Genomic DNA, 16,867 nt, shown 5'->3' with positions numbered 1-16,867 from the left:
TAATTTTTAGAAGCACTATTAAATATACCAAAAAAAATTATCCACATCAATAAGAAAATATATTTTGAGAATCAAATTTTCCACAGTGAGAAATTTGTCTACACCCTGTTAAAAGTCTGTGGATAAAAACTGTGGATATGTGGATTATTTTTGTGAATTAAATTTATCAAAATTAGATTTTCACATGTGGATATCTTGATTAACGATGGTTGACTTTTTATAAGAATACTGCTTTGAAGAAGGTGCAGTAAAAGAAAGGATTTTAAAAGATTAAGTAAACATAGTTTTTTCTGTGGACAATTTTTCATGTTATTTTTAAGAGTTTTTAAGTTTTGTGTTTACATAAATAGAGAAAATAGCTTGTCAAAGAGCTTTTCAATCAAAATGTGCGGATTTGGCACGTTTTTCTTGGTATTCAAGATTAAACTTAGAACAAGTCCTGTGAAAATCAAAAGGCTTGTGAAAAACATCTCTTTTTGGAGATACCTTCTTTTTAAGATATAATACTCTGCTGCAAAAAGTGACAAGTAAAAAATAACTAAAAATCCTATGTTCATGGCCCTTTTTTCTCCTTGAATTTCACTCTTTCATCATACCAAATCGCCTTATGAAAGGCTTTACAACAATTGAGACCGAAATAGAATTTTTGTCAAACTTTAAAGGCTTTTTGTATGAAGAGTAATAAATATCGCCAAGGTGCAGAATGTCGCAATTGAGTTCAAACGATTTTTTCAATGCCTTTTGAATGTCGTTTCTGATAGATTTGCTAAGATCTTTTTTTATTTTTTCCACCAAAGAACTTGAGATATAAGAGTTTGAATGTTTTTCACCAAGGTTTGTCTCAGTGATTATTTGCAAGGTAAAGAAAGCTTTGCCGTCTTTTCTTTTAACATCGATGGTGCTACTGTTTTGTATAAGTTCTAACGAAAATAAGTCTTTGCCAAGCTTTACAGGATATATCCCGCTTTTTATTTTGCCAGCTGCCCATAAAAGTCCTCGCATCTGCTCGTGTGTAAGATACCCTACAAGCTTGTAGTTACTAAACACTGCCATTTTTTCTACGTAAAACATCTGTGTCTGAGAAGATTGTTTTAAGGGTGATTTTGTTGTCACAAAAGGAACAACTGCAGTTTTTGACTTTGTATTTGACATCTTTTGAAATTCGTATAGCCTAACAGGAAACGTTTTTGCGTTTGCAAAGTAATTCTTTATTACATTTTCAAGCTCTTTTGCAGGTATTGACTCTATTGGGACAGTTGCATCCAAGAATTTTTCAATGTCATCAGATGTAACAATGAAATATGCATCTGGACGAAATTCATGATACCTTAAGAATATATCAAGAACATTTTCAATTCCTTGATGTGCAACTTTTTCGCTAATAACAATAATCTTATTGTGTGAAAAGAAAAGCTTTTTATCACATGAAAGTGTTGCGTTTCGGATAGCGTCAAATACGCTTTTGCCTGTTGATGAAAAACACCACACTCCTTTTTGTTGAGAACTGGATGGCAGATTTGTTGGATTTTTAAGCACCTTTGGTTTTAATACCTGGAATGTGAGCTTGAACTGCCCGCTTTGGTTTTTGTCAACTCCAACTGCCTGAACAATCAATATGTCGTTGAGCTCTTTTCTGTTCCAGCAACCTGTCAGAAAAGCTGGTATTAAAAAAAGCAGTGTTAAAGCAGCTACAAACTTTTTCATTTCTTTCTCGACCTCAACTTTATTTTTGCAAATATGAGAGTGAAAAGCGGTATGAAAAATATAAAGATATACGAGTACAGGGTAAAATACCTGTAGCTCATGAACCTATCAAGAGACAAAAAGTCGGGGATTATATAAAACACAAAAGGTGTAAGCATGCATGTAAAAGGAATTGCGTATGCAAAATAGTCTGCAGTATTTCTTAGCTCCTGTACAGTTGTAAGAAGGATGTACATGAAATACGCGATTTTGAGAAATATGCCCATTATCCATATGGCCATGTGGAGGGATTCAAACCTTTCAAGAAACTCTGCCACGCTCAGCACTTTGATAGCAGAATAAAATGGAAATGAGAGCCTGCTTGCCTGAGAATATCCAAAAAGAGAAAGTACAAGCACTGTGATTGCAAGATAAAATATGTCAACCAGCAAGAAAGCCAGTGCAATGGTTTTTGTCATGTCTTTCGATATACAGTTTTTGTTCTTGACTATATACGGGTTTATCATACCAATCGTGATTATTTCAGAACTCAGTGAACACAGGTATATTCCGCCAAAAATAGACTGTGATATATTTTTCTCTAAAACAGGTTTTAAAGCTGAAGGGTCAAAAAATCTTAAAGATATTATCATGATAATTGCAAGACTTAGCATTGTAATGAATGTTGTTATCTGGGCAAATCTTGCCAGAGGCTCTATCCCTTTTTTAAGTGCATAAAGACAGACAGTCAACATTGTCACTATCAAAAAAAGGATTGGTGTTTCTGGTAAGGCAGCTGTTGCCATGAACTCAACAAACTGTGCAACCTGTATTGCTGTGATGTGAAAGAAAAACCACACATAAAGGATAGACAAAACTATTGATGCTCTTCCAAATATGATACTGAGTATACTTGTAAATGTCTGGTTTGGAAACAAAGAACAAAGATAAATAAGGGGCAGTGATGCTAAGATGGAAAAAGGATACATGAACACAACCGAAAGCCACACATCCTGGTTTTTTGGCGGTGCATTGAATATTGGCAGAAATGTCAGCACCATTACTATTCTGTTGACAAAAAATAGACACAAAAACTGTGAATATGATATCTTTGAATTTGACATTTTACTGGTCTACCACCCAACCTTAGAAATTTTTATTGAGGATGATAGGTCGCTTTTTCAAGATTCGCCAAGGAAGTCTTACAAACACGTCTTTGAGGTCATAGACCACCATTGGAGCTATGGGTGCAAGATAGTTTACTCTAAATGATTTTAAACTACAAAGATGAATGAGCATCAAAATCAAGATAAGCATTATTCCATAAAGACCACAGATGGCAGACATAAAAACACACGCAAACCTTATGATTGTGGCTGCATCAGAGATTGCAGGAATCATAAAAGTGGATATTGCGGTAAATGCGACTGTCACAACCATCGGAGCGCCGATGAGTCCGGCTGACACTGCTGCCTCGCCAATCACAAGAGCACCAACAATAGAGATTGCCTGGCCCACCGGCCGTGGAAGCCTCACACCAGCTTCTTTTAATATTTCGTATATTACAAGCATTGTGAGTGTTTCTGCAAACGATGGAAAAGGTATTCCCGCCTGGGCGCTTGCAATGCTAATTAAAAGCGATGTTGGCAAAAGCTCCTGGTGAAATGTTGTAACTGCAATGTACAGTGCCGGCAGGGTTGTTGCTACAAAGAACGAAAAGTATCTCAAGAGCCTTACAATGCTGTAGTAGTACGGCCTTGAATAGTAATCCTCGCTTGTCTGGAAAGCTTCAACAAAAAGGTAAGGAACGGTCAGAGCAAAAGGTGTTCCGTCAACAAGTATTGCAACCCTCCCTTCCATAAGTTTTCCGACAACCACATCCGGTTTTTCTGAGTTTCCGACAGTTGGAAAGATTGAATATTTGCCGTCTTCTATGAAAGATTCTATATACCCTGATTCGAGAATGTATTCCATATCAATCTTTTCAAGGCGTCTTTTTACCTCATCTACAAGCTCTTTTTTTGCAATGGATTCTATATAGCATATTGCAATATCTGTTTTGGATATTTTTCCAATCTTGATTGACTCAATCTTAAGTTTCGGGTCACGTATCTTTCTTCTGATTAGTGCTGTGTTTGTTCTCAAGTTTTCAGTAAAACCTTCCCTTGGTCCTCTTACAACAACCTCTGTGTTTGGCTCTTCAATTCCGCGGGACTCCCATCCGCGCACAGATATCAAAAGACATCTGTCTATGCCATCAATGAAAAGTGCAACATCCCCACACAATATACAATGTACTATCTTTGCCCAGTCTTTCTCTTCTGTTATGCAGTGGCTGTACAGAATGTTTTCTTTGATGAGGGTGTAAACCTCTTCACATGTAGATTGGTCCTTTTTGTAAATGCTGATATCTCTCATGAGCGGTTTTAGAATGTGTTCATTTATTACCACCTTGTCAACAAGCCCGTCTATCATGACAAGAAAAGCTCTTATATTGCTACTTCCAATCTTGAACTCTCTTATTATAAGGTCGCTGAAATTTCCAAACTCATCCCTGATATTTTGAATGTTCTGGGCGTAGGATGATGTGATTGAGTTAGAAGCAGAAGATTTTTTCATCTTTGATTTACTCCTTCATTCACACCTGTTTCTAAGTTATAGTTTTGCATAGAAGAAAAAATAATATGCAAGTAATTTTAAAAAGTTGTATAATTTTTAACAGGAGACTGAAAGCGTGTTGGAGCAATGAAAAGAAAGTTAATAAACAACAAAAACAACCCTTTGACTTTTTTGTATGATTTGGAGTATAATAAAATTTGTTTTACTGTATGTTGAAGGGTAAAAATAGAATGCGGTAGAAACTTTTTTGGAGGGAGGAGGGCAGAATATGAAAAGGACATACCAGCCTCATAACAAGAGAAGAAAAAGAACACACGGATTTTTGGTGAGAATGAGAACAAAAGGCGGAAGAAAGGTTTTAAAAAGAAGAAGACTGAAAGGTAGAAAAAGACTTGCAGTGTAGTGGAAGACCACTTTAGAGCTAAAAAGTGGTCTTTTTGCTTAAAAAAAGAAAAGGTTGTAATAAGAAAATATAGTAACAAGGAAAGAAAGTGAATGAACAAGTTTGTTACGCTCAAAAAGAATGAGGAGTTTGAAGCGTGCATAAGAAGAGGAAGGTTTGCGGCGCAGGAGAAGGTTGTTGTGTATTCATTGAAAAACGGGCTTTCAATTAGCAGGTTTGGGATTTCAATGTCTGCAAAGCTTGGCAAAGCAACAGCGCGAAATCGGTTTAAAAGAATTGTGCGGGCTTGGATTTTAGAAAACATTGATAAAATCAAGCAGGGATTTGACATTGTGGTGATTGCAAGAAAAATAAAAGATGATAAAATAAAGGCAAGGGAGATACATTTAAAAGACTTTAAAGATGACCTTGAAAAGGCTTTTAAAAGACTTAGGCTTTTGAAAGAGGAATGAAAGATGAGAGTAAAAAAATATATTTTACTAACATTAAAATTTTTGATAAGATTTTATCAGAAGTTTATATCACCGCTAAAGGTTGTGCCAAGCTGCAGGTTTTACCCGACATGTTCTGAGTACACACTGCAGGCAATTGAAAAGTATGGGTTTTACGGGCTGTGGCTGGGATTTAAGAGGATTGTAAAGTGCCATCCGTTTCATCCCGGTGGATATGACCCTTTGAAGTAGAAATAATTTGAAATAGAATACAAAAAGTTAGAAAATTAGAGGAGGATAGAAATTTTGAACCCGACATGGCTTGATTTTTTGGCAATTCCGCTTGGAAGACTTTTGAAGCTCATATACGACTTTTTACACGGCGCTCACATTCCAGGAAGCTATGGTATTGCTGTAATACTTCTTACATTGATAGTAAGAGGGCTTCTTCTTCCTTTATATATAAAACAGATTCAGTCCACATCTAAGATGGCAGAGGTTGCGCCAAGACTTCAGGAGATACAGCAAAAGTACAAAAACGACCAGAAAAAGATGCAGGAAGAGATGTTAAAGCTGTACCAGGAGACAGGTTACAATCCTGCAGGTGGGTGCTGGCCGCTTTTAATTCAGCTTCCTATTTTGTTTTCGCTGTACTATGTGTTTCAAAACCCGCTTGTGTACGTGCTTGGAAAATCCCACCAGTATGTCAAAGACCTCATAACAGGCGCAACAGGTTACAATATCACACAGAGGATTGTTGATGAGGCGCAGAAGCTCGGACTTGACATGCACTTTTTCGGGATAAACCTTGCCCAGAAAGAGCTGATAGTGCTTCCAATTTTGAGTGCTGCGTTTTCCTTCTTGTCAATCCTATATTCGATGAATAGCCAAAAAAAGTTCAACCCGCAGTACTCCCAGAGCCAGTCAAATGCTATGGCAGAGAGTATGAACAAAAGCCTGATGATTTTCAGCCCTCTTATGTCTTACTTTATAGCGTTGCAGGTGCCATCTGGTCTTGTGCTTTACTGGACGGTTACAAACCTATTTACAATCCTGCAGCAGTTTATTGCAAATGAGGTTGTGTACAAAAAGCTCAAACACAAAAAAGAGGAAGAAGAGAGGAAAAAACAGCTCGAAAAACAAGCACAAAAAATGCAGGAGATTGAACCGAAGGAAAAAAGTGTAAGTTCAGAAGATGAGAGTAGCAGTGATGAGTTAAAAGCTGAGAATTCTGAAAGTGATGAGAAGGAAAGAGAGAGAAAAAGAGAATTAGAAAAGCTCAGGAAACAGATTTCTGGCCAGCACAGAACCAGTAAGAAAAAGAAAAAGTAAAAAATTTCTTGTGCGGAGGAGAAATTTTTATGAAATGGGTAGAGAAGACCGCAAAGACTGTTGATGAAGCAGTTGACCTTGCTTTAAAAGAGCTGGGGATCTCGCGCGATAAGGCTGAAATTGTGGTGATTGATGAGGGGTCGAAAGGAATTCTGGGAATAATCGGGGCAAGGCCTGCAAAGGTAAAGGTGATTGCAAAGCAGACACCAGAAGAGAAGATTGAAGAGTTTTTGAAAAGTGTGCTTGCTAACATGGATGTCAAAATTGACAGAATGGATATGGTAAGAGATGGAGAGTTCATAAAAGTAAATCTTTTTGGGAAAAATACATTTAAGCTTATTGGCAAAGATGGCGAGGTGCTTGACGCTCTTCAGTTTTTGACAGGGGTTGTTGTCAACAGAGGAGTAAAAGAAGAAGAGACTGTTAGAATTCTTCTTGACTGTCAGAATTTCAGAAAGAGAAAAGAAGAAAGGCTAAGAAAACTTGCTCTGGCTTTGGCTGATAAAGTGACAAGAAGTAAAAAGAGTATTAAGCTAAGACCTATGACTCCATACGAAAGAAGAATAATCCACACCACTTTGCAAAATCATAGGTTTGTCACAACATACTCAGAGGGTGAAGAGCCGTACAGAAAGGTTGTAATTACATTGAAATAGATTGATATGAATTTGAAAAGCAGGGTAAAATACTTTTGCCCTGCTTTGTTTGTATTCTGAAAAGTCTTGTAAAAGAGGGGAAAATAAAAGATGGAGTTTGACACCATTGTTGCAATTTCAACGCCAATTGGTACAGGCGGGATAGGAATTGTGAGGATATCAGGTAAAAGTGCTTTTGATATTGCAGAAAAGCTCATAAGAAGCAGAAAGTATAAAAGCATAAAAGACATCCCTGTAAGGTATGCTGCACTTGTTGATGTGTATGACGGCGATGAGTTTGTCGATGAGGCAATTTTGATAAAGTTTAAGTCCCCACATTCGTATACAGGCGAGGATATTGTTGAGATTCAGAGCCACGGTGGCATGGTTGTGCTAAAAAGGATTTTAGAGGCTGCAATCAAAAATGGTGCGCGCCATGCCATGCCGGGAGAGTTTACAAAACGAGCCTTTTTAAACGGCAGGATTGACCTATCTCAAGCTGAAGCTGTGATTGATATAATAAATTCAAAGACAAGGCTTTTGCAACAAAACGCTGCAAAGCAGTTAAAAGGGATGCTAAGCCAGAGAATTGAAGAGATTTCTCAGCTTCTTTTGAATCTGGTTGCATCAATTGAAGCGTCAATAGATTTTTCAGAACATGAGGTTGATGAGGTTTCACACGATGAAATTTTGAGCACAATAGATGGTGCGCTGGCGAAAATAGAAAAACTTATAAAATCGTATGAAACAGGAAAGGCAATAAAGAGCGGGATATACACAGTCATAGTTGGAAGACCGAACGTTGGAAAATCATCTCTTCTTAATAGGCTTTTAAAAGAGGAAAAGGCGATTGTGACAGATATACCCGGCACAACGCGAGATGTGATTGAAGAGGTTTTGGACATTGAAGGGCTTCCGATAATCCTTGCCGACACTGCAGGGGTGAGAAAAACAGAGGACATTGTTGAAAAAATTGGTGTTAAGAAGACATTGGAAAGTATCGAAAGAGCTGACCTTGTGCTATTCATGATAGAATCAAGCGGCATTTTGCAAGAGGATTTGGAGATTTTTGAGACTATCAAGGACAAGAGGTTTATTGTTCTTGTAAACAAGATAGACAAAGAAGTAAAAGTTTCGCAAGATGACATTAAAAGAATTTTTGGAAAAGAAGGTATTTTCATATCTGTTGAGCATGACAAGAACTTAGAACTTGTTGAAAAGGCAATAGCAAACGAGGTCCTTGACAGAGGCATTGAAAGCCTTGACAGTGTTCTTATAACAAATATTCGCCACAAAGAGCTTCTTTTAAAAGCAAAAGAGTTTTTGCTCTCGGCAAAAGAGAACATGTATAGTGTGCCTCTTGACATTCTTTCAATTGACATCAAAAACGCACTTGAAAGTCTTTATCAAATAACCGGTAAGAACGTCACAGAGGACATGGTTGACAGGATATTTTCAATGTTTTGCATAGGAAAATAAGAATATAAAAGGGGGTAGGGCTTAAGATTATGGAATTTGTTGCAGGTGAATACGACGTGGCGGTGGTTGGAGCTGGCCATGCAGGTATAGAAGCTGCGCTTGCATCTGCTCGGCTTGGACTCAAAACCATCATATTTGCGATAAACTTGGACTCGATTGGCAACATGCCGTGCAACCCGAGCATTGGCGGAACTGGCAAAGGACACTTGGTTCGCGAGATAGACGCGCTTGGCGGTGAGATGGGAAAAGCTGCAGATGCAACGGCAATCCAGGTAAGAATTCTAAACAGGGCAAAAGGACCTGCGGTGTATTCATTGCGAGCACAGTGTGATAGAAGCCGCTACAGGCTTTATATGAAAAAAGTACTTGAAAGTCAGGAGAACCTTGACATCAGGCAGGCAGAGGTGTGCGAGGTTTTAGTTGAAGATGGAAGGGTAAAGGGTGTAAAAATAACAACAGGTGCAATTTTTTTAGCAAAAGCGGTTGTGCTTGCAACAGGAACATTTCTTGGCGGAAAAGTAATTATAGGCGAGACGGTTTTTGACAGCGGACCTGACGGTATGCACCCGGCAAGATATCTTACAGAAAACCTCAAAAAACTTGGGATTGAGATGATGAGGTTCAAAACAGGCACACCTGCGCGTGTTCACAGAAGGTCTTTAGACTTTTCAAAGATGCAGATTCAGCCGGGAGACGAAAAGCCTTTGCCGTTTTCGTTTGAAAATGAAGATAATTTCAATATTGAGCAAGTGCCTTGCTATCTAACATACACAACAGAAGAGACTCATAGAATAATAAGAGAAAACCTTCACAGGGCACCACTTTTCACAGGTCTTATTTCTGGAGTAGGACCAAGATATTGTCCTTCGATTGAAGATAAGGTTGTCCGGTTTGCAGACAAGCCAAGACATCAGGTGTTTATTGAACCTACAGGTCTTGATACAGACGAGATGTATGTACAAGGTATGTCAACCTCTTTGCCAGAAGATGTGCAAGTAAAAATGTACAGAAGTGTAATAGGTCTTGAAAATGTCAAGATAATGCGACCAGCATATGCAATAGAGTACGATTGTATAAACCCGCTCCAGCTTGAACCGACATTGCAGTTTAAAAAGATAAAAGGCCTTTTTTCTGCAGGGCAGATAAATGGGACATCAGGGTACGAAGAAGCAGCTGCTCAGGGAATAATTGCCGGGATTAACGCTGCAATGTATGTCAAGGGCAAAGAAATGCTCATTTTGGACAGGTCACAGGCTTACATTGGAGTGCTGATAGACGACCTTGTCACAAAAGGGACAAACGAGCCATACCGAATCATGACATCAAGAGCCGAGTACAGACTGATTTTGAGACAGGACAATGCAGACCTTCGTCTTACCGAAATTGGCTACAAGATTGGGCTTATATCACAGCAAAGGTACGAAAAGTTTTTGCAAAAGAAAAAGATGATAGAAGATGAGATAAACAGGGTAAAAAATACTGTGATAGCACCAAGCGAAAAGGTAAATAAGCTTTTACAAGAAAAGGGTTCATCACCTATTTCAACAGGTGTTAAGCTTTCTGACCTTTTAAAAAGGCCTGAGCTTTCGTATGAGGATTTGAAGGAGATAGACCCTGCAAGGCCTGACCTTCCTTGGTATGTCCAGGATGAGGTTGAGATTGAGATAAAGTACGAGGGGTATATCAAAAAACAGCTTGAGAGAATTGAGCAGTTCAAAAAGCTTGAAAACAAAAAGATACCAGAGTGGGTTGACTATAGCAAGATAATTGGACTTTCGACAGAGGCAAAACAAAAACTTTCGCAAATAAGACCTGCTTCAATTGGCCAAGCTTCAAGAATTTCTGGTGTTTCACCGGCAGATATCTCTGTTCTTCTTATCTGGCTTGAGACAGCTAAAAAGGTTCACAAGGATTAATTTTAAACCTTTACTTTTCAAAGGGGAATAGAAATGATGGAGCTTTTGGATAGAGTACTTGAATACTATAAAGTAAAAAACCCGCTGGTTGTAAAGCAACTTTTGATAAAGTACATGAACTTAGTGCTTGAAAAGAATAGGCTTTTTAACCTCACAGCTATAGAGAATGAAGAAGAGTTTGTAATAAAACATATTGCTGATTCTCTTTCTCTATTGAAATTTATTGAGGAAGAAAATACAAACCAAAACCCTGTTGCCATCGACATTGGCTCTGGATTTGGTGCACCTGGACTTTTTGTAAAAATTGCTATGCCAAGCTTGAATATATTTCTTAATGACTCAAATAAGAAAAAATGCAAATTTATGGTTGATGCGAAAGAAAGTCTTGGGATTTCTGGTGTGAATGTTGTGTGCGAAAGAGCAGAAGTTTTAGGCAGGAAAGAGGAGTTTAGAGAAAAATTTGATTTTGTATTTGCCCGGGCAGTTGACAGGCTAAACGTCTTGTGTGAGTATGCCCTTCCGCTATTAAAAATTGGCGGTGTATTTTTAGCTCAAAAAGGCTATGGATGTGAAGATGAGATAAGTTTAGCATCAAATGCTATTGAACTTCTCGGTGGGGAAATTCATCGCATAGAGAAGTTTGTGCTTCCATTTTCTGAGGAGAAAAGAAGCATTATTGTCATCAAAAAATTGCGACAAACACCGTCAAATTTCCCCAGAAATACAAAGCAGATTGTAAAAAAACCGCTATAGTCAAAGAGAAAATTGTTTTATCCTGTTTGAAAATGTCTGAAAAATCTTGAAATAAAAAGAAGGAGTTTTTGAAGGAGGAAAGAATATAATAAATAGATTACCGAAGAGGGACTTTAAAGGAAGGGGAAAATAAAAATTGTTTTCGCTTTTGATACGACAGACAAACAAGGTTGATATTGAAAAGGAACTATATTTAATTGAGGATGTGCAAATTGAAAAGGTTTTGCCAAATCCATATCAGCCAAGGAGCAATTTTGATGAAAGGCTCATTGAAGAGCTTGCAACATCCATAAAAACTTATGGGCTTTTGCAGCCAATTATTGTGAGGAAAAAAGGAGACTTTTATTATCTCATTGCTGGAGAAAGAAGACTAAGAGCCTGCAAGCATCTGGGATATAGCAAAATAAAGGCAATTGTGATAAATGTAACTGACATTGAAAGTGCCATTTTAGCGCTCATAGAAAATATACAGCGTCAGGACCTTGACTTTTTCGAAGAGGCTCAAGGGTACAAACAGCTTGCCGATGAGTTTGGCCTCACTCAGGTTGAGATTGCAAAAAGGGTTGGGAAGACTCAGTCTGCCATTGCAAATAAAATAAGACTTTTGCAGCTACCAGCCGAAATAAGATGGATGATACGCGAACATGGTCTTTCAGAACGTCATGCACGAGCGCTATTAAAACTTGAGTCGCAAGAGGATATGGAGTATATCTTATCGCGAATAATTGAGGGCGGGCTTACCGTCTCACAAACAGAAAGGCTTATATCAGATTATCTGAGCGGAAAAAAGATTGCAAAAACTTCAAGAGTAATAAAAGTTTCTATGAACGACTGCAGGGTGGTATATAATACCATAAAAAAGGCCTTGAAAATATTCCAAAAAACTGATATAAATTATGATATAAAGGAAAACAAAACCGACGCATACTACGAAATAATCGTTAGAATAAATAAAAAATCCCCGCAGACCTCCTCATAAAAAGAGGAGGTACTTTTTTTGTCGGCTCTTTGTCAAGAGTTGGGGTGGGTGTTCTGAATGCCCACCTTTCAGTTTAATTTAGTATGCATTTAATTACAACAATAACAGTTATAACCATCTAATTATGAAAACTTATCAACCTCTTTTATCCCTTACCAAAATGAATTTCTTAAATATTTTTCGTCTCCTATCTTTTAGTTTGTACAACTATACAGTATCCTCTTCCTAAACCTTTCAAAATTCCTAAAACCATATGCCTTCCTCTTTAACACTTTTATCTTGTTGTTAAATCCTTCTGTCAAACTATTTGTATATGGTACCTCAAATGATTCCACTATCTCTGAAAACCAATTTCTAAATACCTTCACACACCTTTGGAATTCTTCTACATTACTTGATTCTGCCATCTCTATCCATTTCTTGAGCTTCTCCTTTGCTTCATCACATGTCTTACTTTCTAATACTTTGTTAAATTCTTCCTTCAATATGTGAGCTATCCTTAATTCCGGTGCATATAAAAACATTACTTCTAATTCTTCTCTCTGCTCAGGCTTAAGTTTCTCATATCTTTTAAGAATTAATTTCCTGCTTCTCTTGAAGTACTTCCTAAGACTTTTGCCTAAATTCTTTTGTATTCTTTTGCGTACATTCTCTACCGCCCAGTAGACATATCTCACAAAATGAAACTTATCTATCACTACCTTTGCTTTCTTAAAATATATCCTTGCTATCTCAGCAAATTGCTTCCACATGTCGCAGATAAAATACTTTACCTTATCTCTATTCTTAAATCTCTTGAAATATTCTGTTAAAACCTCCTCTTACCTGTCTTTTAAAATATCTATTATCTTGCCATTTAAAGGATCTACAATTATACATTGATATTTTGCTCCACCTGCATGTCCTTTAAATTCATCTATACATATGACCTCTGGTAATTCATCTTTTGCTTCCACTGGACTAACTTTATCGAATAACCTCATAACTGTCGAAACTGATACATTTGACAACTTCGCAACTTCTGTCATACTAACTATATTTCCTAATTGACTTACTATCCATGCTGCTAACCTATTTGTCATTCTTTGATGTTTTGGTAAAAAATCAACTTGTTCGTAAAATCTCTTTTTACAAACCTTGCAAACATATCTACGTTTCTTTAATACAATGTATGTCTTCTTTCCTAACATCGGTATTTCTTTGACTTTTTGAATTCTGTAATCGTGAACTTTTGAAGTCTGAGCTTTGCAATTAGGACAAATATGTACTTTTTGCCTGAGTCTTATATAAAGTTCTACTTCAGTTGCATTTTCCACTATATCCTCTATTATTACATCTTCAGATTTTAATAATTGGGTGATATAATTTATGTCAGGCACTTGTTCTGAATACCTCCTTTTCTTTTGTGTTTTTCTCCTTTTTACAATAATATTATACCAGGCATTCAGAACAAGTGCTCTTTTTATTTTACCCACCCCAATATTTATTATAGAGCCTTTTTGTCTTTAAAAAAATATAAGCCGCTCGACTTTTTGAGCGGCCATGCTTTAAAGGTTAGGGTAATTTAATCAGACTTTCTATCTCGCTTGATACAAAGAACCTTTTCGCGCTTGGAATATACACACTTACATATTTTAACTTGTACTGATTAGAACCTTCTAAGACCACATTTTTGTTTTGCGGGATGATGTACGTTTTGCTTCCTTTGTTTATCACAAGCTGGACGTTTGACGGGTTGATTGTGTCAATGGAAACATCATATCCTTTTTCTTCTAAGTCAATGTTTGAAATATACGCATTTTCATTAAAGCTTCCAAGGTCGATACCAAGAATCTCTGCCATATAGTCGCAAATCTCTGTGTTGTCAATGACTCCTCTTGGGATGTATCCATTTGGGTGATATGCATATAAAACTACCTCTTCACCTGTATGGCCATTTGATGTCCAGCCAATATTAGACCTTTTGCTTATTATCGGACCTAATACATAGTTTAGATTTCCTGCCTTAGCATTTTTGATGGCATTTATTTCATCTGATGTTAGGTCATTAATTCCGTAGTATTCAGATACTATTTTTTTAATATTTTCATCTGTCTTATTGTTTCCGAGATGTTCTTCAATACCTGCACCAGTTCTTTTAGCTTTTGTGATGTATGCAAGGAAATCATTTAATAGTGCTGTGTCATACTTTGTTGTGTAATTTCCTAAGCTCATGCCTCCATTTGCATGGTCAGATGCAATAATTACCGCTGTGTCATCTCTTGACTTTGCAAAATCCAAAGCTACCTTTACTGCCTTGTCAAATGCCAAAACCTCAGACACAACACCAACAGGGTCGTTTGCATGTGATGCCCAGTCAATTTCACTGCCTTCTACCATCAAGAAAAACCCGTTTCTATTCTTGGACAGAATCTGGAGTGCCTTTTGAGTCATCTCTGCTAAAGACGGTTCACCTGTGCCATTTCTGTCAAAATCATAGTGCATTGCATCCTGGGCAAAAAGTCCCCAGATTTTCTTTCCTGAAAAGTTTTTTGCTTCCTGCCAGCTTGTTGTGACAAAAAAGCCGTTTTGTTTGAGGTAACCTGCCAAATCTTCCTTGTCTTTTCTCTGATTTTTGTCGATGTATTTGTACCCTCCACCGAGCACAACATCAACCTGGTTGTAAACCATCTGCTCTGCTATTGATTCATAGTCATTTCGGTTATCTGTGTGCGAGGCAAACGCAGCAGGTGTTGCGTGTGGGAACTGGCATGTGAAAACAAGACCTGTTGACTTTCCTACTTTTTTTGCAGCTTCTAATATTGTTACTATTGGCTTGTAAAAATCTTTTTCTTCTACCTGGCCTACACCTGGCATTGAGACCATCTCAGGGTAGATTGAAATATACCTGTTTTGTGTTTTGTATCCCGTGGCATAAGCTGTTGCAGCTGGTGCTGAGTCTGTAATTGGATTGTTTGCTGAATATGTTTTCACAAGTCCACAGGCAATCTCATCCATTGACAAGGGTTCTCCACCTTGGTACCAGCGCGAAAGCGTTGTGTGAGCTATTGTCATACCATCGGGAATCATCAAAATGACGTTTTTGACCTTTTGTTGGTTTTCATCTTGCTCCTGCTGCGCAAATGCAAGTGTTGATAAAATCAAGCATAGAATCAAAATGGCAGAAACAATGAGGTTTTTTCTTTGCATAAAAAATCTTTTCATGTCTTATAAAATACCCTCCTCAATATCAATATTTTTTACTTTATGGCTTATTTCACAGATATATAGTTTTTAGCAACTATTGCCTGACCCTCATCAGAGAGAACAAAATCTACGAATGCTTTTGTGACTTTGCTTGGATTTTTGGAAACTAAGAACAAGAATGGTCTTTTAATTTTGTATTTCTCAAGCTTTACGTTCTTTTCTGTTGGGTCAACTCCTTCAACCTTGACGCCTTTAACAGTACTGTCAAGAACACCCAATGAAATGTAGCCTATTGAGTTTTCATCCTGTGAAACTGTTGTTTTTACAGCGCCTGTTGATGGCTGGACAATTGCTGAGTCTGTTATCTTTGCCTTGCCCATAACGATCTCTTCAAACGCTCCTCTTGTACCTGAACCCTCTTCTCTTGTGACCACAACTATTTTAGCGTCTTTGCCACCAACTTCTTTCCAGTTTTTAATCTTGCCAGAGAATATGTCTCTAATCTGGTCAATTGTGAGGTTTGACACAGGATTGGATTTGTGAACAATCACTGCAATGCCATCTTCAGCAATTTTTATCTCCTGCCAGCCTTTTGCTGATAGCTGTTTTGCTTCATCGCTTGTTAGCTCTCTTGATGAGGTTCCAATGTCAACAATTCCTTGGATAGCTGACTTTATTCCGACCGATGAGCCTCCACCCTGAACCTCAATGGATACCTTTGGATACTGCTGCATGAAATATTTTGCAAGCTCATCAGCAAGTGGCTGAACAGATGTTGAACCAGCAATCATAATTCTTCCTGACAGGTTTGCTGAATAGACCTGTGGAATAAATGTGTACTTGAGCTCTGGGTTTGACTCTCCTTTTGCTGACTTTACTGCATTTTTGGGTATTGTCAAAAGATACTGAGCCTTTGGAGAAAGATTTTCTTTTATTGTTATGACAAGCTTGTTGTTCGAAACCTGTGCTGAGAATTGTACCTTTGATTTTTTGTTCTTTAAAAGAGTTATCTTATCAAAGTTAGGACCTTTTGAGATTTCCTGTGAAAATGTAATTACAACCTGTTTTTGAGAAGTTGTTGTTGGAAGCGATTTTGACTTGACTGTCAAACTTTGAGAGTAAGAGACAAATGGAAGTAAACCGAGCGTTGCAAAGAAGCACACAAGTACTATTGTAGAAATCACCATTTTTAAAAACCCTTTTTTCATGGTTCTGTACCCCTCCTCAAATTATTTTTGCAACTCATAATATACTCCTTCAATGTTTAAATTTTTTTAAATCTGAGTTAAATGTTTGTTTATTCTGGGTTAAAGTTAAGTTAAGAAAATGTTAAAGATGTGTTAAAAAATATAGATTGTCAATGAAAATTTTGATGAATGCATTGTAAAAATAAAAAAAGCCACAGGCAGCAGTCAAAATGTCTTGCCCGTGGCTTTTAATATTTTTAATTG

General features: G+C 37.4%; 15 protein-coding genes and 1 pseudogene. 9 read left to right on the top strand and 7 right to left on the bottom strand.

Going from position 1 to position 16,867, the window contains the following annotated elements; translation table 11 throughout:
* Positions 1-338: 338 nt before the first annotated feature.
* Genes CALHY_RS13255 through CALHY_RS13240 form a run of 4 tightly spaced genes read right to left on the bottom strand, consistent with a single transcriptional unit; the run spans position 339 to position 4,302 of the window.
* Positions 339-557 carry a hypothetical protein gene (locus CALHY_RS13255; RefSeq protein WP_013404447.1) on the bottom strand — a complete coding sequence of 73 codons (219 nt, stop codon included), beginning with the start codon at positions 555-557 and terminating at the stop codon, positions 339-341.
* A 22-nt stretch (positions 558-579) separates the two neighbouring features.
* Positions 580-1,704 carry a Ger(x)C family spore germination protein gene (locus tag CALHY_RS13250; RefSeq protein ID WP_013404446.1) on the bottom strand — a complete coding sequence of 375 codons (1,125 nt, stop codon included), beginning with the start codon at positions 1,702-1,704 and terminating at the stop codon, positions 580-582.
* Positions 1,701-2,807 carry a GerAB/ArcD/ProY family transporter gene (locus CALHY_RS13245; protein WP_013404445.1) on the bottom strand — a complete coding sequence of 369 codons (1,107 nt, stop codon included), beginning with the start codon at positions 2,805-2,807 and terminating at the stop codon, positions 1,701-1,703. Before CALHY_RS13245 ends, CALHY_RS13250 begins: the two co-directional genes overlap by 4 nt.
* Before the next feature lie 22 nt (positions 2,808-2,829).
* The gene (locus CALHY_RS13240) at positions 2,830-4,302 is read right to left on the bottom strand and encodes a spore germination protein (RefSeq protein WP_013404444.1); all 1,473 of its coding nucleotides are present in this window, start codon (positions 4,300-4,302) and stop codon (positions 2,830-2,832) included.
* A gap of 268 nt (positions 4,303-4,570) precedes the next feature.
* On the opposite strand from CALHY_RS13240, the gene rpmH reads away from it, so the two are divergent.
* The 9 genes from rpmH to CALHY_RS13195 all read left to right on the top strand — a co-directional run bounded on the left by rpmH (position 4,571) and on the right by CALHY_RS13195 (position 12,230).
* Complete coding sequence (gene rpmH, locus CALHY_RS13235) at positions 4,571-4,705, top strand: 50S ribosomal protein L34 (protein ID WP_013291559.1); 135 nt, start codon at positions 4,571-4,573, stop codon at positions 4,703-4,705.
* Positions 4,706-4,797: 92 nt separating this feature from the next.
* Positions 4,798-5,157, top strand: a complete 360-nt coding sequence (rnpA, locus tag CALHY_RS13610) for a ribonuclease P protein component (protein ID WP_013404443.1) — start codon at positions 4,798-4,800, stop codon at positions 5,155-5,157.
* A 3-nt stretch (positions 5,158-5,160) separates the two neighbouring features.
* Complete coding sequence (yidD, locus tag CALHY_RS13605; protein ID WP_013404442.1) at positions 5,161-5,388, top strand: membrane protein insertion efficiency factor YidD; 228 nt, start codon at positions 5,161-5,163, stop codon at positions 5,386-5,388.
* Between the two features lie 54 nt (positions 5,389-5,442).
* Positions 5,443-6,468 (top strand): YidC/Oxa1 family membrane protein insertase, encoded by a 1,026-nt coding sequence (locus tag CALHY_RS13220; protein WP_013404441.1) that lies wholly within the window; start codon positions 5,443-5,445, stop codon positions 6,466-6,468.
* A 29-nt stretch (positions 6,469-6,497) separates the two neighbouring features.
* Positions 6,498-7,124: an RNA-binding cell elongation regulator Jag/EloR gene (gene jag / locus CALHY_RS13215; protein ID WP_013404440.1), complete on the top strand. Its 627-nt coding sequence runs from the start codon at positions 6,498-6,500 to the stop codon at positions 7,122-7,124.
* Positions 7,125-7,214: 90 nt separating this feature from the next.
* Positions 7,215-8,582: a tRNA uridine-5-carboxymethylaminomethyl(34) synthesis GTPase MnmE gene (gene mnmE, locus CALHY_RS13210; RefSeq protein WP_013404439.1), complete on the top strand. Its 1,368-nt coding sequence runs from the start codon at positions 7,215-7,217 to the stop codon at positions 8,580-8,582.
* Between the two features lie 29 nt (positions 8,583-8,611).
* A complete protein-coding gene (mnmG, locus tag CALHY_RS13205; protein WP_013404438.1) occupies positions 8,612-10,498 on the top strand; it encodes a tRNA uridine-5-carboxymethylaminomethyl(34) synthesis enzyme MnmG in 1,887 nt (628 codons plus the stop codon).
* 36 nt (positions 10,499-10,534) lie between these two features.
* Positions 10,535-11,251, top strand: coding sequence for a 16S rRNA (guanine(527)-N(7))-methyltransferase RsmG (gene rsmG / locus CALHY_RS13200; protein ID WP_013404437.1), 717 nt, complete (start codon positions 10,535-10,537; stop codon positions 11,249-11,251).
* Positions 11,252-11,387: 136 nt separating this feature from the next.
* Positions 11,388-12,230: a ParB/RepB/Spo0J family partition protein gene (locus CALHY_RS13195; RefSeq protein WP_013404436.1), complete on the top strand. Its 843-nt coding sequence runs from the start codon at positions 11,388-11,390 to the stop codon at positions 12,228-12,230.
* 194 nt (positions 12,231-12,424) lie between these two features.
* Here CALHY_RS13195 and CALHY_RS14145 read toward each other — a convergent pair.
* The 3 genes and pseudogenes from CALHY_RS14145 to CALHY_RS13180 form a co-directional block, all read right to left on the bottom strand.
* A pseudogene (locus CALHY_RS14145) lies at positions 12,425-13,609 on the bottom strand (ISL3 family transposase).
* A 175-nt stretch (positions 13,610-13,784) separates the two neighbouring features.
* Positions 13,785-15,434, bottom strand: coding sequence for an alkaline phosphatase (locus CALHY_RS13185; protein WP_013404435.1), 1,650 nt, complete (start codon positions 15,432-15,434; stop codon positions 13,785-13,787).
* 47 nt (positions 15,435-15,481) lie between these two features.
* Complete coding sequence (locus CALHY_RS13180) at positions 15,482-16,624, bottom strand: phosphate ABC transporter substrate-binding protein PstS family protein (protein WP_013404434.1); 1,143 nt, start codon at positions 16,622-16,624, stop codon at positions 15,482-15,484.
* Positions 16,625-16,867: the final 243 nt, after the last annotated feature.

It is taken from the genome of Caldicellulosiruptor hydrothermalis 108 (assembly GCF_000166355.1).
Lineage (GTDB): Bacteria > Bacillota > Thermoanaerobacteria > Caldicellulosiruptorales > Caldicellulosiruptoraceae > Caldicellulosiruptor > Caldicellulosiruptor hydrothermalis.
This window is presented reverse-complemented; position numbering and strand designations above follow the sequence as displayed.